The sequence below is a fragment of the Planctellipticum variicoloris genome (genome assembly GCF_030622045.1).
In the GTDB taxonomy this organism is placed as follows: Bacteria; Planctomycetota; Planctomycetia; order Planctomycetales; family Planctomycetaceae; genus Planctellipticum; species Planctellipticum variicoloris.
The window spans coordinates 5685592-5704405 of sequence record NZ_CP130886.1 but is presented as its reverse complement, the minus strand read 5'-3'; the positions used below and the strand labels follow the sequence as shown (position 1 = coordinate 5704405).

Genomic DNA, 18814 nt, shown 5'->3' with positions numbered 1-18814 from the left:
CGGCCGTGGAATTGTGACGTTTTTCGACGCTCATCGGTCTTTGGGCGGCTGACATCGCGGGCAGTAGAACGTCGAACGCTGCGCCTGAACGATGCGTTCGATCGCCGTTTTTCTGCAGGTTGCGCAGGGCTGTCCGGCTTTCATGTAGACGCGGTGGACGTTCTGGTAGCCCCCGGCTTTGTTGAGAGCGTTGCGGTACGTGCCGTCGCCGAGCGTGGAGCCTTCGTGCCGGATGGCGTCGTTGAGAACGTCCTGCGCGGCCTGATGCAAGCGACCAATTTCGCGGGCTGTGAGCTGGTTTGCGGGACGGGCGGGGCCGACTTTGGCGACGTGCAGGATCTCGCTGGCGTAGAGATTTCCGATCCCCGCCAGGCAGGTCTGATCGAGCAGGACGACTTTGATCGGCCGGGATGTCCTTTTGCAAAACCCCAGCCAGTGCGTCAGCGGGGCGGTCAGGGCGTCCGGTCCCAGCGAGCCGGCGAGTGCGGACTCCAGTTCTCCCCGTTCGAACAGCCGGACGGTTCCCAGCCCCCGACGGTCCCAGAACCAGAGGCGGTCGAATTCCCCCCGGCCGGCGAATTCCCATTCCAGGCGGAGGTGTTCGACGTCGGGGGGATCGGCCAGGACCATCAGGCCCGTCATTCGCGGCTCAATCGCCAGGCTCGCCCCATCCTGCAGGTCCAGCACGACCCGTTTTCCCAGCCGGCGGACCTCGGAAATGGTGTTTCCGGTCATTCGCCGGGTCAGTTCCGGAAGGTCTGGACGGAGCGAAAGGGGTTTGCAGCGGCAGCCGCAGTCGCGGAATCCGCGGATTTTCCGGCCGGTGACGTGTTGACGAATGCCGCGGACCATCGTTTCCACTTCGGGGAGCTCTGGCAATATTCCCTCCGGCGTCGTCTGGCGAAGATTTGCGGGTGGCGCGCGGCCGATGGGCCGACGCAACCCGTTGTTCGGGAAGGCATTCTAGCAGGTGTGACGTTTGTCGGGAGGCGGGAGGCCGGGCGTTTGGGGATCTGGGGCAATTCCAGGAAACTCCTTGACGCCAGCCCGACGCGAAGGCGATTCTATGGAGGAGATTCCCCTCGGAGCGTTCTGCGCCCGTACCAGTCGACTGGCAGCCTCAAAGGAGCAGCCACATGGTCCCTCGCGACCACAACTTGCCCATTCTGTCTAAGTTCCGCGCCACAGCCGGTCGCAAGTGGATTGCGGCGTCGCTGTTCGCAGTGGCCAGCTCGTCGGGAATGGAGTCCGTTCTGGCTGCGACGCCTTTGATCGATGACACGGTCGCGGCACACGCGGCGGCTGGCGAATTCGGCCTGGCGACCAACGTCGCCTTGTCGACACCCGATTCCGCCAAGCAGTCTCAGCTCCTGCAGATGATTGCCAGTCGGCAGGCCGGCGCCGGCGAACGCGATGCGGCATACGCCACAACGCGGCGGATGCCCCAGGCGGAAGAACGCGGCCGGGCGGCTCAGTCGCTGGGCGGCGGCGTGCAGGCGGACTTTACGTCGCTGATGACGCTGATTCAGGATAACACCAGCGGGATGTGGGAGCAGGTCGACGGCGAAGGGGGGACGATGACCCCGTTCATGACCGGCGTTCGCGTCGATCCCAAGGGCCTGCTGGCGAAAATCTCCGAGCAGGAAATGACCGGCGAGCTGGCCGCTCTGAGCGAGCGCGTCCGGGACGCCGCGATCAACGAAGATATGGCCCGGCCGAGCAAGTTGCGGCTGATTTCGTTGCGTCGGCTGGAACAGGCCGTCGCCGATTCGCTCGACCAGGGCCAGTCGGTGCCGGAGTCGATGGCCCGGATGGCCGGCCTGACCCGCGTGACGCACGTGTTCGTCGCCCAGGGCGAGAAGGACGTGATCCTTGGCGGTCCGGCCGAGGCGTGGCAGTACGACGAGAAAGGTCAGATTGTCGGCGTCGAATCGGGTCGCCCCGTGCTGAACCTCGACGACTTCGTCGTGGTGTTGCGGGCGTTCCTGCGAGGCCAGAATGACTTTGGCTGCTCGATCAACGTTCGCGAAGAGGGTGTGAAGGCTCTGTCGCAGTACGTCGAAGCGTCGCAGGCCAAGGGGCCGCTGGCTCCGGGGGCTCTGCGCGGCTGGACGAAGAATCTGCAGGATAAACTGGGTCGGCAGGACGTGGTGGTCTGGGGCATTCCGGCAGACAGCCGGGCGGCTCGCGTCATCGTCGAGGCCGACTACCGGATGAAGCTGATCGGCATCGACAAGCTCGACGCCGGCAAGGAAATCCCGAGCTACTTCGACCTGCTGACGCTTTCGCAGCAGAAGAACGTGTCGACGATGGACGCGTTGCGATGGTGGCTGACGATGAAGTACGACGCCGTGCTGCATTCGGCCGACCGGACGGCGTTTGAGATTCAGGGATCGTCGGTGCTGTGCCAGTCGGAGAACCAGCTTCTGACCGCCGAAGGGAAGCACTTGCCGACCGGCAAGTCGGAGGCGACGAACCGGCAGTTCGCGCAGAATTTCACGCAGCACTACAACAAGCTGGCGGCGCGGGACGTGGTCTTCGCGGATACTCAGAACGTGTTCGACCTGGCCCTCGTCGCCTCGCTGATCCACGAAGACAAGATCGCCACTCAGATCGGCTGGAACTTCGGCTCGCTCGGTCCGAATGGCGACTACCAGGCCGCGCACTACCCGGCCGCCCGCGAAATCGATTCGGTGGTCAATCACCGCGTCTACAACGGCAAAGACATCGTGGTCCAGGTGGCGGGCGGCGTGAGCGCCGATGTCCGCTCGGTCCTGAAGGACGCCGCGGTGAATCGCGAAGCTCCGGAGCTGGCGGCCAAGAAGGTCGCCGCGGCGGCTCCGCAGTTGCCGGTCGGTCGCTGGTGGTGGGACGCCAAGTAACCCCACGGCCCGAATCTGCCGAAATCTCCCTGCAGCCCGCGACTCCCCTTGGATTCGCGGGCTGCAGGCTTTGGATGGCCGCCCTCAACCCGAAACAGGCTGAAGACTTAGGCCGATGGGCCGACGTTGCCCCGTTTGGCGCGGGTTTGCTACACTTCGCCGACGTTTCCCGGAACCTCGCGCCCGCGCGGCGTGTCTGACGGGAATCTCAACCGATCCGTTCGACAGACTTGTCGCGAGTTTCAGTTTTATGGCGACTTTGACCCAGGCCGACCTGATTCCTTTGAACAGGGCCTTTGAAGAGAGTTCTCCCGGCGACCTGCTGCGCTGGGCCAAGGAGACGTTCGGCGATCGCGTGGCGACATTGTCGGCGATGCAGATGGCGGGGAGCGTGGTCTGCCACATGCTGCACTCGCTGGACCTGAATGTTCCGGTCCTGTTCGTCGACACGGGGGTTAACTTTCAGGAGACGCTGGAGACGCGCGACCGGATCGCCCGCGAATACGGCCTGCAGATCATCACGCTGATGCCGCGACTGACGATGGAAGAGCAGACCAAGCAGCTCGGCGTGCTGTACCTCGACCACGAAGGACAGAAGACCTGCTGCCACATGCGGAAGAACGAGCCGCTGCTGACGGCGAAGGGACGCTACGACGCGCTGATCGGCAGCCTGCGCCGCACGGACGGCGGCCGGCGGGACAGTTGCCCGATTCTGCATCTCGACGTCGAAATGAACTGCCTGCGGATCAATCCGCTGGCGAACTTTACGAACGAGCAGCTCGACGCCTACATCGCCGAGCACCATGTGATCGTCAACCCGCTGCATTATCAGGGGTTTACGACGATCGGCTGCAACCGCTGCACGACGCCGGTTCTGCCGACGGAGCCGAAGCGTGCGGGCCGGTGGCGGCATCTGGGTCCGTGGTCGGTCTACTGCGGCATCAACCCGACCGACCGCGAAGGGGGGGCCGGCATCGCCATCGACCTGCCGCAGGACACGATCGACAAGCTGCTGGGCCGGATGACGGATTTTGCGATTTAGTCGAGAGACGAGAGTCGAGAGTTGAGAGCCAGACAGGGGATGCTGGTCTGGCACCGGTGCCGTTTCCTGCGCTGCAATGTCGAAGGCGGGATGTCGACAGGGAGTTGAGTCTCGGGGGACGGCGTGGGGATGCAGCCCTGCCTGCAGATCTTTTCTCACTCGCCACTGACCACTTTTCACTCTTCTCTGCGAGCGTGGGGCTCGGGTGCAGTCGACCGCAGGTGGTCGAAGCTCGTCGCCGGGAGATCGCTGCATTTCACCTCCGGCGACCTTGTCCGTCCTCTCCGGCGTTGAGATGTCATACGGAATCGGGAGGGGGTCGACGGACCGTCGGCGGACGAGGACGTCCACCGTACGGGCCCGATCCCCGAAGCCCGCTGCTCCCCTCTTGATCGCCATCCCGCGTTCATCCATGCTCGTTGACGGCTTTTGCTGCCTGACGATCTGCCGGGACGCTGCGAGAGGGGGACGACGCGATGCTGAAGTGGGGATTGTTTCTGGCTGGGGTGCTGACCTGCACTGCGTTGCCGGCGGCCGAGCATAAGAACGTGGTCGTCTTTGTGGCGGACGATCTGGGGATGCAGCTCGGGTGCTACGGCGACGCTCAGGCGAAGACGCCGAACCTGGACCGACTGGCCCGCGAGGGGGTGCGGTTCGAACAGGCGCACTGCACGACGGCGAGCTGCAGCGCGAGCCGGTCGGTGATTTTGACCGGGCTCTACAATCACGCCACCGGGCACTACGGGCACGCCCACGCCGACGGGCACTTCAGCACGTACGAGAGCGTCCGCACGCTGCCGGTGCTGCTGAGCGAGGGGGGCTATCGAACCTGCTCGATCGGCAAGTATCACGTCGCCCCGGAGTACGTCTATCACTTTGACGCCTACCTCAATGAAGGGGTTTCGGGCGGACGGAACGGCGTGCGGATGGCGCAGAACGCCGGGGAGTGGATCAAGGAGGACGATTCGAAGCCGTTCTTCCTTTACGTCTGTTCGACCGATCCCCACCGGGCGGGGGCGTCGAGCTTTGCGAACGAGAAGGATTATCCGGGGCATACGCCGGTGAAGTTCGAGGCGAAGTCGCTGACGCCGCCGAACTGGCTGCCGGATCAGCCGGAGGTCCGCCGGGAGATGGCGGAGTTCTACGAAGCGATCGCCCGGCTCGATCAGGGGGTGGGGGCGCTGATGACCGTGCTGGAGGAGACGGGTCATGCGGACGACACGCTGGTGCTGTTTCTGAGCGATAACGGCCCTCCCTTCCCCGGCGCGAAGACCAATCATTATGAGCCGGGCTCGCGGCTGCCGCTGATCGTCCGCAAGCCGGGACTGAAGCAGGCGGGAGCGACGACGCAGGCCCGCGTGACGTGGGCCGATCTGACGCCGACGATTCTCGACTGGTGCGAAGTCCAGCCCGGTCCGGGCGTGCCGCTGCGACCGTCGGAGAACACGGGGGAGCGGAAGACCGCCGGCAAGCAGCAGTACCGGAATCATGGGAAGTCGTTTCTGAAGGTGCTCGACGATCCGGGGACGGACGCGTTCGACGAGATTTTCCTGTCGCACACGTTCCACGAAGTGCAGATGTATTACCCGATGCGGACGGTGATCAGCGGGCGGTACAAATACATCTACAACGTGGCCCACCAGTTGCCGTATCCGTTTGCGAGCGACCTTTACGCCAGCCCGACCTGGCAGGGGGTGCTGGCCCGCGAGGACGACCAGCAGATGTACGGCCGGCGGACGGTGCAGCAGTACGTCTTCCGGGCGCAGCACGAGCTGTACGACCTGGTTTCCGATCCCGACGAGATTCACAACCTGGCCGGGGAGCCGGAACAGGCCGAGCGGCTGAAGGGGCTGCAGGAGAAGCTGCAGCGGTGGCAGAAGGGGACGGGGGATCCGTGGGTGACGAAGTGGGTGTATGAGTGAGGGGGAGAATAGCGAGAAGCGAATAGGGAATAGCGAATAGTTGGAGTCTGCGGGGCTGCTTACGAATCCGTTCCGGGCTTCAACGATGGTGGATTTTGATTCTTACCGACCGGATCATGAGGAGCTGCAGCTTGTCGGCTTGTGGGGAGCGCCGTTTCTGTTTCCGCCGATCGCGACGCTGATTTATGCGGCGACCGCCCGCGAGCTTGGCCCGATTGCGCTGATCTTCGCAATGACGATCGTGATCGACGCCCTGGGGCTGTTCATTCCGCTGATGATCGCGGGGTGGTGGTGCGGGCGGTGGTCGGATCGGCTGACGGAGCGGCTGCGGGTGTCGCCGTACTGGGTGCTGCTGGCGCTGGTGGTGCTGCTGGATGCGGGGGTGGCGGTGGGGCCGTGGTGGGTGGTTCAGGTTCATGATCTGCTGTGGTAGCGGCAGGGTCAGTCGCATTGAGGGGTGACTGGTCACAAATCTTTCCCGCGACGCTAGAATTCGGTTTTCGCAGTACGTTGAGGATGGACTCGGATGCTGATCGCGGATCGCACATTTGTACCGGACGAGTTTCTGCCGGACGAGCTCCGCGTGATCGAGAATCCGCAGACGGCGCTGCCGGCCATCGCCAAAGATCCCGGGTTGATGCGGCTGATTGAGGATTCCGTCCGGGGGATACCGACCCGCCACGATCTCTTCCGGGCCGACGCTCGCGAGCTGACATTGCCGTCGGAATCGGTGCATCTGGTCGTCACATCTCCTCCCTATTGGACACTCAAGGAGTATCGTGATTCGTCCGGACAGATGGGACATATTGCCGACTATGAGGAGTTCCTGAGTGAACTCGATCGCGTCTGGCAGGTCTGCTTTGATGCGCTCGTCCCGGGTGGCCGACTTGTCTGCGTGGTCGGCGACGTGTGCCTGTCGCGTCGCAAGAACAACGGTCGGCACATGGTGATGCCGCTGCATGCGTCGATTCAGGAACACTGCCGGGCGATTGGCTACGACAATCTTTCGCCGATCATCTGGCATAAGATCGCCAACGCGGTCTACGAAGCCGAAGGGAATGGCGGGGGATTTCTGGGGAAGCCGTACGAGCCGAACGCCGTCATCAAGAATGATATCGAGTTCATCCTGATGGAACGGAAGCCGGGCGGCTACCGACAGCCGACAGTGGCGACGCGAGTGCTGAGTCTCATTTCAGAAGCGAACCATCGCGAGTGGTTCCAGCAGATCTGGACCGGGCTGACTGGGGCTTCGACACGCAATCACCCGGCCCCCTATCCGGTCGAATTGGCCGAGCGGCTGGTGAGGATGTTCAGCTTTGTGGGGGATACGGTGCTCGATCCGTTCCTCGGGACTGGGAGCACGACGATGGCTGCAATGCGGAACGGCCGGAACTCAATCGGCAGCGAAATCGATTCGACTTACCTGGCGCAGGCCCGCAAGCGGATCAATGCCGCGACGGATATCTTTACCTCGGTGACGGTCAACGTGCATGGATAATCTCGATCAACGCGTCAGCAAGGCGATCCGCCACTTCTGGTTGACGCGAGGCAGCCAGGCAAAGCGTCAAGGAACCGCTTCCGGACTGCGCGACGCCGGGCTGCGGACCGCCGTGACCGGCGGCAAGCATCTGGATGGATTCGTCGTGCTATGTCGCACGCTGCTACTGGAGGCGGGACTTACAGACGCCGAAGTCTTTTGGCAGAGCCGGTTGGAGCTGCCCGGATACTTTCGGGCGGAGAAGAACTGGGATCTGCTGGCGGTTGTCGACGGAAAGCTGCTGGCCGTGGTCGAGTTCAAGGCCCAGGTTGGTCCATCATTCGGGAACAACTTCAACAATCGAGCTGAAGAGGCGGTGGGCAATGCCACGGATTTATGGGCAGCCTATCGCGAGGGGGCCTTCCAGCCATCGCAACGTCCCTGGCTCGGGTATGTCTTCCTGCTGGAGGACTGCCTGAAATCGCAGACACCCGTCAAGATGAAGATGCCTCACTTTCCGGTCTTCCCGGAGTTCCGCGAGGCGTCCTATGTCCAGCGCTACCAGATCCTGCTGACGAAGCTCCTCCGGGAACGCCTTTACGACGGGACCAGCCTGATTCTTTCGACTGAGGCCGGCGGGAAGAAGGGTGAGTTCTCCTGTCCATCGGAGGAGCTCAGCTTCCGGGCCTTCGCCGCGGGACTGTCGGCTCATGCGGCGACATACGCGCGGTTGAGGTCGTAGCGAACGCGCATGAGCGGTCGGCGGCTGCCCCATCGCCGCCGAATCCGGTATCCACGCCCAACCCAGCTCTGAGTCGGCACGAACCGGCTGTGCCGGGTAAAGTGTTGTGGAACTTTTCTTTCGAATGTTGAACGAGATTCTCCGCATGCTGCATCGCGATTGCCGGGTGATGATCCGCGTGGCGGCGCTGCTGGTGTGCTGCGAGCCGCTGATGGCTCAATACGATCCGACGGGGCCGGAACCTGTCGGAAAACTGCGGGGGGCGTTGGTTCTGCATGGAGGCGGACCGGTTTCGGAGGAGGTCCGCGAGACGTTTGTGGAGCTTGCCGGCGGAACGAAGGCGAAAATTTCTGTCGTGGTCGCCGACGACGGCGACGGGCAAGCCATCGAATGGAAGGTTGCAAAGCCGGGATCGATGGAAGTCGTGCGCGTGGCTCTTCCGGCCGGAATTGTGCAATCGGAGATGGTCGCGTCATTGGCTGAGGCGACCGGAGTGTGGTTCCAGAATGCGAACCCATCTGCCCTCTTGGCCGGTTCTGGCGGCCGGGACATGGAAGCTGCCGTTCGCGATGTCATCCAGCGCGGCGGCGTTGTCGGCGGCACGTCGACGGGAATTGCCTTGTCCCGTTTTGTCTCGCGGGAAGACGGCGACGATCGGCAGGGACTGGACCTGCTGCCGGGAGCGATCGTCGCCCCCCAATTCCTGGAACAGAACTCGCGGGACCGGCTGGTGCAGATCGTAACAGCTCAACCGGATCGAGTCGGTTTCGGGATTCCGGAGGAGACGGCCCTGATTCTTCGCGGGCGGAAATTGGGGGTGATCGGCAAATCGGAAGTCATGGTCATCCTCGCCGCGTCGTCACAGCGACCCGTGCGAATCGATCGACTCGCGGCCGGACAAGAGGCCGATCTGGTGGCTCTCAGCCGGGCGGCTCGGGCGCGTTCACGGTCGCCGTTTCCGCCGGCTGATCCCGCGCCTCCGCAGGTGCAGAGCGGGTCGCTGGTCATTGTCGGCGGCGGCGGGATGCCGTCCGGTCTGGTGAAACGCTTCATCGAACTGGCCGGCGGTCCGGATGCACCGCTGGTTGTAGTTCCCTGCACGGAGCAGGAAGTCGTGCTCAGCGACAGTTTTGTGGAGACGCTTCGGGACGCCGGCGCCACCGACGTCTCGCTCCTGCATACCAAGGATCGCCGGAAGGCTTCGAGCGACTACGATTTCCTGGCGCCGCTGAAGCGGGCGCGGGGCATCTGGTTCGGCGGCGGTCGGCAGTGGAATCTGGTCGATTCTTACCAGAACACGACGGCCCACAAGCTGATGCACGACGTGCTGGCCCGCGGCGGGGTGATCGGGGGTTCGTCGGCGGGGGCGTCGATTCAGGGGGACTATCTGCCGCGCGGCAATCCGCTGGGAAATCGCGACATCATGGCGGAAGGCTACGAACAGGGGCTGGGGTTCCTGACGGGGGTCGCCATCGATCAGCACTTCACGCAGCGGGGTCGGTTCGCGGACATGTCGTCACTGATCAAGACGTATCCGCAACTGCTCGGCATCGGGATCGACGAGGGGACGGCGCTCATTGTTCGTCGGCACGAGGCTGAAGTCGTCGGCAAAGGAAATGTCGCGTTCTACGATGCCCGTCGTCAGGACGCCGACGATGATAAAGACTACGTTTCGGTCGGAGCGGGACAGCGATTTGATCTCAGGTCCCGTCGCGTGGTAGAGGCGGTCAGGGAATAGGGAGTCGTGAATCGCCAGAGAAGAGAGCGGATCGCCCGAAACGCCGGTGTCTGTCTCTGTTCTGGCTCTCGACACTCGACTCTGGTCTCTCGACTTCCCCTACAACCTCCCGCTGCGAAAGATGCCGTAGACGAGCCACATTGCCAGCAGGCTCGACAGCAGGTAGATCGGCACGCTGACCCAGAAGGTGTTGGTTCCCGCCGGGATGAGAATCGCGGAGGCCAGGATCAGCGCGGCGACGACCATCCCCACCACGAGCCGGTTACTGGCCCGTTCGAGTTCGAGGATCAGATAATCCAGCCCGCGGTGATCCAGGTGGACCTGCAGGTCGTCGTTGGCCAGTTTCTTGAGGGTCTTGCCCAGATGGACCGGCAGGTCGTGCAGCGAGCCTGCCAGCATGCGGACGTCGCGGAAGACCCGCTCGGCCATCTTCCGCGGCTGATAACGGTCCTTGACCAGCTTTTCCACGAAGGGCTGCAGATACCCGGCCAGATTGAACTCCGGGTCGAGGCTGGCCCCGATTCCTTCCAGCGTCACCAGCGCCCGGATCAGGAGCATCAGGCTGCCGGGGCAGCGGATGTGGTGCGTCGACATGATGCCCACAAAATCCGACAGCAGCCGGCTGACGTCGATCCGTTCGAGCTCGACGCCGTAATAGTTGGCGATGAAGTCCCGCATGTCGATTTTGAGGAGCCCCATATCGATTTCGCCGCGCGGCTCTCCGAGATGCAGCACCACGTCGACGGCGGCATCGGCGTTCTGGTTGGCGATGGCCTGGAGCAGGTCGACGAGCTGTTCGCGGGTTTCTTCGTCCAGCATGCCGATCATGCCGTAGTCCAGCAGGCAGACCCGGCCGTTTGGCAGAATCCGGATATTGCCGGGATGGGGATCGCCATGAAACATGCCGAACTCGAAGGCCTGCTTCATGAAGATCCGGGCGCCGTCGCCGGCGATCTCGGCCGGCGATCTCGGCAGCTTCAAGAGAGCGGCGCGATCGTTGATATTGGCTCCTTCGACGAATTCCATCGTCAGGACCGCCTCGGTCGTCAGGTCCCAGTAGACTCGCGGGACGTACAGAATGTCGTTGTCCTGGAACAGCCGGGAGAACTCTTCCATCGTCCGCCCTTCGCGGGCGAAGTTCATCTCCCGACGGATCGTGCGGGCGAAGTGATTGACCAGCCCGATCGGGTCGAAGATGCGCGATTCCGGAACGTGCCGATCGAGCAGCAGCGCCAGCTCCTGCATCAGGCTGATATCGCGTTCCACGTCCCGGACCACGTCGGGCCGGCGGATCTTGATCGCCAGCGGCGTGCCGTCGAAGTGCCGCGCCCGGTGGACCTGACCGAGCGAACCTGCCGCCAGCGGCTCGGTTTCAAACTCGGCGAACAGCGTGGACGGAGACTTTTCGAACTCGTGCTGCAGGACCTGCACGGCCTTTTGAGGACCGAAGGGGGGAACGCTCTCCTGCAGTTTTTTCAGTTCGGTCAGCATGTCGGGAGGGACGACGTCCGGGCGGGTGCTCATCACCTGGCCGAATTTGATGAATGTCGGTCCGAGCGCCTCGAGCGTCAGCCGGATCCGCTCCACGGTCTTCAGTCGCGGGGTCGGGGCTTCTTTGCGGCGAAACAGGAAGCACCGCCAGCGTTTCCAGGCTGAGCGAAGGCCGATCCGGTCGACGACGTCGCCGAAACCGTGATTGAGCAGTACGGTGACGATCTGTCGCGTTCGACCGATGTTGCGCAGCAGCCGGAACGGGTGGCTTTCCAAGACTCTTTCTCCACAGATGTTGACTGACGAATTCTACAGGAGACGGAGACTCCTCGCATCGCCTGCCAGGAACTGTCTCTCTGCGGTTGCCGGACGCATTGCAACTCTGCGACACTGGGGTAGAACGCTCTTGTGTCCCAGCAGGAGACCAAAGCGATGTCCACGAAATTTGCCATCAATCTGCCCGTCGTCACGCCGGTTGCAGAATCCGCCGGCGCGGAGACTCCGGAATCCGCCGAGCGGACCGAGTTCCCGGTCACCGGGATGACCTGCGCCGGCTGCGCCGCGCGGATCGAGGGGGCGCTGCGGGCTCAGCCCGGCGTGATCAACGCGGGGGTGAACTTCGCCACCTCCCGCGCCACCGTGGCCTTTGACGGCAGCCGCACCAGCGTCGGTCGGCTCGCCGGGGCAGTGGAGGGCCTGGGATACGGCGTCGTCCTGCCCGTCTCCGCCGAGGACAGCGACCTGTCCCCGGAGGAACAACAGGAGCAGGCAGAGGCCGCCCTTGCAGACGACCTCTGGCGCAGGTTCCTGGTCTCCGCAATCTGCGCAGCGCCGGTCATGGTGATCGCCATGTCGCACGGCCTGATCCCGGCGTTCAACCATCCCGCCTTCGCATGGCTGCAGCTTGTTCTCAGCCTCCCGGTCATTCTCTACGGCGGCTGGCCCATTTTTCGCTCGGCCGGGCTCGCCCTGCGGCACGGCGGCTCCGACATGAATGTCCTGGTGGCCCTTGGCACGATGACCGCGTTCCTCTGGTCCACGGCCGTGCTGCTGGCGCCTTCGCTTGCCGGGGCCGCACACGCCGGACATGGCGCGGAGGCCCCCGTCTACTTCGAAGCCGCCGCCGCGATCATCACGCTGATCCTCCTGGGACGTTTGCTCGAATCGCGGGCGAAACACCGCGCCGGCGACGCCATCCGCAAACTCCTCGGCCTGCAGCCCCGCACGGCACGCATCATCCGTGACGGCGTCGAACAGGACTGCCCGATTCGCGACGTCCGCGTCGGAGACATTGTCGTCGTCCGCCCCGGCGAGAAGGTCCCGGTCGATGGCGTGGTCATTTCCGGATCGTCCAGCCTCGACGAGTCGATGCTGACGGGAGAAAGCCTGCCGGTCGCCAAGCAGATCGATGCCCGCGTTTATGCCGGCACGATCAACGGGACCGGCGCGTTTCAATTCGCCGCGGAACGCGTCGGCCGCGACACCGTGCTGCAGCAGATCGTCCAACAGGTCCGCGACGCCCAGGGGTCGAAGGCTCCGATCGCCCGGCTGGCCGACGTTGTGGCGGGAGTGTTTACGCCGATCGTGCTGGTCCTCGCCCTTGTGACCGGCATCGCCTGGCTGATTCTGGGACCGTCCGGACAGCAGGTCTCGTTCGCCATTCACACGCTGGTTGCCGTGCTGATCATCGCCTGCCCCTGCGCGCTGGGCCTCGCCACGCCGACCGCGATCCTGGTGGGAACCGGCCGTGGCGCGGAACTGGGGGTGCTGTTCAAGAGCGGCGCCGCCCTCGAACACGCCCATCGCCTGACCACGATCATCCTCGATAAGACCGGCACGATCACCACCGGCCAGCCGACCGTGACCGACATTGTTCCTGTCGGCAGCGTCAGCGAATCCGAGCTGCTGCGGCTGGCGGCCTCGGCGGAGCAGCTCAGCGAACACCCGCTCGGCGCCACCATCGTCGCCGCGGCCCGCCAGCGCTCGCTGGAGCTCACCGCGCCCGCCGATTTCCAGTCGCTCACTGGCCGTGGGATTTCCGCCCGCGTCGAGGGCCGTGAGATCCTGATCGGCAACGTCGCGCTGCTGAGAGAACGCTCAGTCGAGTCTTCCGAGCTGGTGAACCAGGCCGAACGTCTCGCCGCCGAAGGCAAGACGCCAATGTTCGTCGCCATTGACGGACAGCCCGCCGGCCTGATCGCTGTCGCTGATCCTCCCCGTCCGGAAGCGGCCGAGGTCATTCAGCAGCTCAAAGCACTGGGAATCGTTCCGGTCATGCTGACCGGCGACAACTCGCGGACCGCTCAGGCCGTTGCCGCACAGGTCGGCATCGAACGGGTGATCGCCGAGGTCCTCCCCGCGCAGAAAGCTGACGAGGTCCGCCGGCTCAAGCAGACCGGGCAGACGGTCGGCATGGTCGGCGACGGCATCAATGACGCCCCCGCACTGGCCAGCGCCGACGTCGGCCTGGCGATGGGTTCCGGGACCGATGTGGCCATGGCCGCCGCGGATATCACCCTTGTCGGCGGACGCCTGGAATCCCTGTTGACGGCGCTCCGGCTGTCGCGGGCGACGCTGAGCATCATCCGCCAGAATCTGTTCTGGGCCTTCGGTTACAACGTGGTGGCGATTCCAATCGCAGCCGGCGCACTCTACCCGCTGACCGGCTGGCTCCTCTCGCCAATGCTCGCCAGCGCGGCGATGGCGTTCTCCAGCGTGTCGGTCGTCCTCAACAGCCTGCGGCTCCGACGAGCGGAATGACTCACTCCGTCCGGCCGAGAACTCGCTCGACTCCCTGAGTAACCAGCAATTGCGCCACCGTGACGCCCAGTTGTGCGGGGGCGCTGACGAGTCCGCTGGCCGCCGCCGTCCAGCGGTGGCTGCCATCCAGCGGCAGCACGACCGCCTCCAGAAACAGCCGATCTCCTTCGATCCGCGTGCTGACTCCCAGCGGCGCATGGCAGCCGGCCCGCAGCGTGGCCAGCAGGCTCCGTTCCGCCAGCACGCGAGTCAGCGTCGCGCAATCCGTCAATTTTTCCAGCAGCCCCCGCAGTTCGACGTCGTCGGTGCGGCATTCCACGCCGATCGCCCCCTGACCGACCGCCGGATACATCGCCGGCGGCTGCAGCACGGCGGAGATCCGCCCGCTCCAGCCCAGTCGCGTCAGCCCTGCGGCGGCGAGAATCAGCGCCTCGTAGTCGCCGGCGTCGAGCTTCTTCAATCGCGTGTCGACGTTCCCCCGCACTTCCGACAGCACCAGATCGGGCCGCAGCATTTTGAGCTGGGCCTGCCGCCGCGGACTGCCGGTCCCGACCCTGGCGCCTTGAGGCAGGGCATCCAGCGTCGGCGCCAGCGACGAGCCTTGCGGCAGGATCAGGGAATCGAACTCCGGCGCGCGCGGCGGAACCGCCCCCAGTGAGAGCCCCTCAATGACATCCGTCGGCAGATCCTTCAGGCTGTGCACCGCCAGGTCGGCCCGGCCGTCGAGAATGGCCGCCTGCACTTCCCGCGTGAAGACGCCGAAGCTTCCCAGCGCCCGCAATGTTTCCGTCTGGACTCGGTCGCCGGTCGTGGAAACTTCGACCAAGACCACTTCCCGGTCCGGAACGACCTGCCGCAACAGATCGGCAATGTAGTTCGACTGCCAGAGGGCAAGCTGACTGGCGCGGGTGGCGATGCGAAGCGGGGCGGGACTCATCAACGGCTCGACGACGAAGTGACCGGAAACGGACGGTTTGACCGTCAGGAATTTATAGCCTGCACAGTAACGTCAGCCCCGCCGGGAGGAAACCGCATCAGGCATGTCGCCCCAGCCCGCGGGCGATCGCCGCCACGAAAACCCGACGGACCCCGGCGTCTTTCAGGGCGCGGGCGGCCGCCTGAGCGGTCGAACCGGTCGTTAGAATGTCATCCACCAGCAGAACCGTTCGCCCTGCAATATGGGCCGGCTGGCGGCAGCGAAAGGTCCCCCGCTGCTGCTGCCGACGGACCGTCGGCGACGCTCCGGCCTGCCGCGGCGTCCGGCGGATCTTGGCCAGCGCCGTGCTGCGAACGGGAATCTGCAGGTGTGCGGCCAGCCTGCGGGCGATCGTCTCCGGGGCTGAGTGCGGCTGCTGGTACCGGCGCGTCCAGTGGGGCGGGACAGGAATCACACAGGAGAACCCGATCTCCCGCATCTGGGCTCCACTCCGTTCCCAGACGAGATCCGCCAGCACGCGGGCCATCGGTTCGCCCCACGCGGACTTGGCCCGCAGACACGCTTCCCGCAGCTTCCCCTCATAGACGTTGAGACGATAGACAGCTTCGAATACAAACCGGTCATCCCGGCAATATGGGCAGCCGCTCGACGTGTCGGCGAACGGTCCCGCCGGAGCGCCGCACCGCTGGCAGTCCTGCAGCACGGGCGGCGCCAGTTCGGCCCGGCACTCCGCACAGAGGGAGGTCGTCCACCAGTCCGTTTTACGCCGCGACGACGGCAGATCGCACAGGCACAGAACGCAGGCCGGCGGATAGACGAAGTCGACGGCGGAATCCCAGACGCTTCGGGCGGGCCGCCAGAGCGAATGGGCCGTACGGGAGAGTATCGCAGGCATGCTGCCTCCGAAAATCCGGGGGACTCGCGTTACCGCCAGGAAATCACCCGCTAGGATACCGGCTCGTCGGACCGGTCAGTAGAGGCAGGTTCGAACACAGTCTTGAACGGGTGGCCGGGGCTGGAGCGTCTTCGCGAAGCCCCGGAGCGCCGAACCGGGGCTTCCCTGCGGTCTGGCCCGACGTCCAAAGTTTCAGTCTCAATCAGGTCGATAGCGCCGCATGTCGGATTCGGTCATTATTGTTGGCGGCGGTCTCGCCGGTCTGGCCGCCGCGGCGGGTCTCGCCGTGCATGGCGTGCAGTCCGTGGTGCTCGAATCTCGCCCGCGGCTGGGTGGGCGGGCCAGTTCGTTTCAGGATGCGGGCTCGGGAGAGTTCGTCGACAACTGCCAGCACGTGGCGATGGGCTGCTGCACGAACTTTCTGCACTTCTGCCGGCTGACCGGCCTGGCGCCGTACTTCCGGGCGGCGGAGTGTCTGCACTTCATCGGTCCCGACGGCCGGGACCACCGTTTTGCGGCCGATCGCCTGCCGGCGCCGCTCCATCTGGCGCGGGCGTTCGCCGGGCTGTCCTATCTGGGCTGGAGCGACAAACTGGCACTGGCGCTGGGCCTGCGCGCCCTGGCCGACCCGGCGGCCGGCGTGGAACGTGGCGAGACTTTCGCCGCGTGGCTGGAGCGTCATCGACAGCCGCCGCGGGCCGTGCGTCGTTTCTGGGAAGTCGTGCTGGTCAGCGCCCTGAGCGAAACGCTGGACCGGATCAGCGTGCCGATTGCGCGAAAGGTCTTTGTCGACTCGTTCCTGACCAACGCCAACGGCTGGACGGTCGAGATTCCGACGGTCCCGCTCGACGACCTCTATTCGGGGCCGCTGCTGCAGTGGCTGATCGGACAGGGGGTGGAAGTCCGGGTCTCGACCGGCGTGGAGCGCGTACATGTGGCAGACGACGGGACGCCGTCCGTGGAGCTGCGCTCGGGGGAGAGACTCGTCGCGAAGGACGCGATCGTGGCCGTTCCGTTCTTTCGCGTGCTCGATCTGCTGCCGCCGGTTCTGGCCGACGATCCCGCGATCCGCGGCGTTTCCGAACTGGAAGCCGCTCCGATCACCAGCGTGCATCTGTGGTTTGACCGTCCGGTCACCGATCTGCCGCATGCAGTCTTCGTCGACCGCCTGGTTCAATGGGTTTTTCAGCGGGAACGCCTGGCCGTCGAGGGGTCTCCCAGGAGCTGGTACTGCCAGGTGGTGATCAGCGCCAGCCGGATGTTGGCCGGGCAATCCCAGGCTGATGTTCTCCGGCAAGTCCTCGCAGAACTGTCTCAGGTCTGGCCGGCGGTCGCACAGGCGGCGCTGCTCCATAGCCGGCAGGTCACCGAACGGCGGGCGGTTTTCTCGCCGCTGCCGGGGAGCGAAGCCCTGCGGCCTGCGCAGCAGACGCTCGTTCCCGGCATCCAGCTTTCCGGGGATTGGACGCAGACCGGCTGGCCTGCGACGATGGAGGGGGCTGTTCGCAGCGGTTATCTGGCGGCGGAGAATATTCTTCGTCGTCGCGGTCAGTCTGACTTGCTCCTGCAGCCCGATCTCCCCGTTTCGCCTCTGTCCCGCGCCCTGCTGCCAATTTGCGACCCCGACCTGGCGGATAAGAGATCCTGAATGACTTCGGACATCGGCGACGAGTCGGCCCATCACAACGCCCTGCCGACGGCTTCGATTGTCGCACTTCAGCAGCGCGCGCGGCTGTTGCGAACTGTCCGGCAGTTCTTCGACGATCGCGGTTACTGGGAACTGGAAACGCCGCTTCTGTCGCATGACATCGTGGTCGATGCCTGGCTGGAACCGTTCGTCGCCGACTGGCTGCCGGAGCCTCAACGGTGGGCCGCGGGCGGTCAGCCCCTCTACCTGCAGACCTCGCCCGAGTTCGCCATGAAGCGGGTTCTGGCCGCCGGGGCGACGGCGGTCTGGCAGATCTGCAAGGCCTTCCGCAACGGCGAAGTCGGCCGGAGGCACAATCCCGAATTCACCATGCTGGAGTGGTACCGTGTTGGCGACGACCACCACGCCCAGATGCAGGTGACCGAAGACCTGGTGCGGAGCGTCCTGCAGGCGGGCGTTTCCGTTCGAAACGGATCGGAGTCGACGGCCGTTCGACAGGGCTGCGAGCCCGCCCCCTACGAACGTCTGACGTACGACCAGGCATTTCTGCGACACGCCGGTCGAACCGTCCTCGACGCCGCGCAGACGGATCTGGCTGCCTTGGCACTCAGACGCGGTCTCGTTCCGCCCCCCGGTCTGGCGGACGACGATCGCGACGGCTGGCTCAATTTTCTGCTGGCGGAGCTGGTCGAGCCGCAACTGGGACGCGACCGGCCGACGTTTCTGCTCGACTACCCGGCGTCGCAGGCCGCACTGGCGAAGACGCGTTGCGACGTTCCCGGCGGACCGGCCGTCGCCGAACGGTTCGAGCTGTACGTCGACGGCATCGAACTGTGCAATGGCTACCACGAGCTGACCGACGCCGGCATTCTGCGGCAGCGAATCGACGAGCAGTCGGCGCTGCGGTTCGCCGCGGGATTGAGGCCGCTTCCGCGGGAGAGCCGGCTCCTGGACGTGATGGAAGCCGGGCTGCCGGAATCGTCGGGCGTGGCGCTGGGGCTCGATCGACTGTTCATGCTCGCGCTGGGCTGCACGTCGATCGACGAGGTCCTCGCGTTTCCGCTGGCCCGGGCCTGACGCCTGACTCGCTAGAAATCAAGGCGGGGACGCCTGGTTCTCCGAACCCTGCGTCCCCGCCCGACATCAGAGCAGGCAGCGGTCTCTCAGGTCGCCCACGCGCTCGTGAACTCCGATGATCAAGAAGTGGGCGGCGCGAGGTCGCCCACCCTGGCCCGGAACATCGAAGTCCATCGAGTTCCGCAGTGCATTGGCCGTGCCGC

Annotated in this window: 14 protein-coding genes; 10 read left to right on the top strand and 4 right to left on the bottom strand. The window is 64.9% G+C overall.

The features are described from left to right. Positions 1-30: 30 nt before the first annotated feature. A complete protein-coding gene (gene mutM, locus SH412_RS22220) occupies positions 31-879 on the bottom strand; it encodes a bifunctional DNA-formamidopyrimidine glycosylase/DNA-(apurinic or apyrimidinic site) lyase (protein ID WP_336520222.1) in 849 nt (282 codons plus the stop codon). 257 nt (positions 880-1136) lie between these two features. Between mutM and SH412_RS22215 the strand changes: the two genes are divergently transcribed. The 7 genes from SH412_RS22215 to SH412_RS22185 all read left to right on the top strand — a co-directional run bounded on the left by SH412_RS22215 (position 1137) and on the right by SH412_RS22185 (position 9803). Next, on the top strand, positions 1137-2882 hold the full coding sequence (locus SH412_RS22215; RefSeq protein ID WP_336520221.1) for a DUF1598 domain-containing protein: 1746 nt from the start codon (positions 1137-1139) through the stop codon (positions 2880-2882). 250 nt (positions 2883-3132) lie between these two features. After that, positions 3133-3924 (top strand): phosphoadenylyl-sulfate reductase, encoded by a 792-nt coding sequence (locus SH412_RS22210; RefSeq protein ID WP_336520220.1) that lies wholly within the window; start codon positions 3133-3135, stop codon positions 3922-3924. Between the two features lie 476 nt (positions 3925-4400). Then, positions 4401-5846 (top strand): sulfatase family protein, encoded by a 1446-nt coding sequence (locus tag SH412_RS22205; protein WP_336520219.1) that lies wholly within the window; start codon positions 4401-4403, stop codon positions 5844-5846. An 85-nt stretch (positions 5847-5931) separates the two neighbouring features. Beyond that, complete coding sequence (locus tag SH412_RS22200) at positions 5932-6279, top strand: hypothetical protein (protein WP_336520218.1); 348 nt, start codon at positions 5932-5934, stop codon at positions 6277-6279. Between the two features lie 93 nt (positions 6280-6372). Next, positions 6373-7344 (top strand): DNA-methyltransferase, encoded by a 972-nt coding sequence (locus tag SH412_RS22195; RefSeq protein ID WP_336520217.1) that lies wholly within the window; start codon positions 6373-6375, stop codon positions 7342-7344. Next, a complete protein-coding gene (locus SH412_RS22190) occupies positions 7337-8065 on the top strand; it encodes a PaeR7I family type II restriction endonuclease (protein ID WP_336520216.1) in 729 nt (242 codons plus the stop codon). Before SH412_RS22195 ends, SH412_RS22190 begins: the two co-directional genes overlap by 8 nt. Before the next feature lie 145 nt (positions 8066-8210). Next, a complete protein-coding gene (locus SH412_RS22185; RefSeq protein ID WP_336520215.1) occupies positions 8211-9803 on the top strand; it encodes a cyanophycinase in 1593 nt (530 codons plus the stop codon). Positions 9804-9902: 99 nt separating this feature from the next. Here SH412_RS22185 and SH412_RS22180 read toward each other — a convergent pair whose 3' ends face one another. Continuing rightward, complete coding sequence (locus SH412_RS22180; RefSeq protein WP_336520214.1) at positions 9903-11570, bottom strand: ABC1 kinase family protein; 1668 nt, start codon at positions 11568-11570, stop codon at positions 9903-9905. A 156-nt stretch (positions 11571-11726) separates the two neighbouring features. Between SH412_RS22180 and SH412_RS22175 the strand changes: the two genes are divergently transcribed. Then, a complete protein-coding gene (locus SH412_RS22175; protein WP_336520213.1) occupies positions 11727-14054 on the top strand; it encodes a heavy metal translocating P-type ATPase in 2328 nt (775 codons plus the stop codon). A 1-nt stretch (position 14055) separates the two neighbouring features. Here the strand turns inward: SH412_RS22175 and hemC are convergent, their stop codons facing one another. Both hemC and SH412_RS22165 read right to left on the bottom strand, forming a co-directional pair. Next, positions 14056-14991: a hydroxymethylbilane synthase gene (hemC, locus tag SH412_RS22170; protein ID WP_336520212.1), complete on the bottom strand. Its 936-nt coding sequence runs from the start codon at positions 14989-14991 to the stop codon at positions 14056-14058. A 97-nt stretch (positions 14992-15088) separates the two neighbouring features. Continuing rightward, on the bottom strand, positions 15089-15886 hold the full coding sequence (locus SH412_RS22165) for a ComF family protein (RefSeq protein ID WP_336520211.1): 798 nt from the start codon (positions 15884-15886) through the stop codon (positions 15089-15091). A gap of 220 nt (positions 15887-16106) precedes the next feature. Here SH412_RS22165 and hpnE point away from each other — a divergent pair, with 220 nt between their 5' ends. Both hpnE and epmA read left to right on the top strand, forming a co-directional pair. Beyond that, positions 16107-17534, top strand: a complete 1428-nt coding sequence (hpnE, locus tag SH412_RS22160) for a hydroxysqualene dehydroxylase HpnE (protein ID WP_336520210.1) — start codon at positions 16107-16109, stop codon at positions 17532-17534. Continuing rightward, the gene (gene epmA, locus SH412_RS22155; RefSeq protein ID WP_336520209.1) at positions 17535-18611 is read left to right on the top strand and encodes an EF-P lysine aminoacylase EpmA; all 1077 of its coding nucleotides are present in this window, start codon (positions 17535-17537) and stop codon (positions 18609-18611) included. The last annotated feature ends 203 nt before the right edge of the window (positions 18612-18814 follow it).

Excerpts from the sequence above, each read along its gene's own strand:
- SH412_RS22215 (WP_336520221.1), top strand. The coding sequence starts at position 1,137 with ATGGTCCCTCGCGACCACAACTTGCCCATTCTGTCTAAGTTCCGCGCC.
- SH412_RS22210 (WP_336520220.1), top strand. The coding sequence starts at position 3,133 with ATGGCGACTTTGACCCAGGCCGACCTGATTCCTTTGAACAGGGCCTTT.
- SH412_RS22205 (WP_336520219.1), top strand. The coding sequence starts at position 4,401 with ATGCTGAAGTGGGGATTGTTTCTGGCTGGGGTGCTGACCTGCACTGCG.
- SH412_RS22200 (WP_336520218.1), top strand. The coding sequence starts at position 5,932 with ATGGTGGATTTTGATTCTTACCGACCGGATCATGAGGAGCTGCAGCTT.
- SH412_RS22195 (WP_336520217.1), top strand. The coding sequence starts at position 6,373 with ATGCTGATCGCGGATCGCACATTTGTACCGGACGAGTTTCTGCCGGAC.
- SH412_RS22190 (WP_336520216.1), top strand. The coding sequence starts at position 7,337 with ATGGATAATCTCGATCAACGCGTCAGCAAGGCGATCCGCCACTTCTGG.
- SH412_RS22185 (WP_336520215.1), top strand. The coding sequence starts at position 8,211 with ATGCTGCATCGCGATTGCCGGGTGATGATCCGCGTGGCGGCGCTGCTG.
- SH412_RS22175 (WP_336520213.1), top strand. The coding sequence starts at position 11,727 with ATGTCCACGAAATTTGCCATCAATCTGCCCGTCGTCACGCCGGTTGCA.
- hemC (WP_336520212.1), bottom strand. The coding sequence starts at position 14,991 with ATGAGTCCCGCCCCGCTTCGCATCGCCACCCGCGCCAGTCAGCTTGCC.
- SH412_RS22165 (WP_336520211.1), bottom strand. The coding sequence starts at position 15,886 with ATGCCTGCGATACTCTCCCGTACGGCCCATTCGCTCTGGCGGCCCGCC.
- hpnE (WP_336520210.1), top strand. The coding sequence starts at position 16,107 with ATGTCGGATTCGGTCATTATTGTTGGCGGCGGTCTCGCCGGTCTGGCC.
- epmA (WP_336520209.1), top strand. The coding sequence starts at position 17,535 with ATGACTTCGGACATCGGCGACGAGTCGGCCCATCACAACGCCCTGCCG.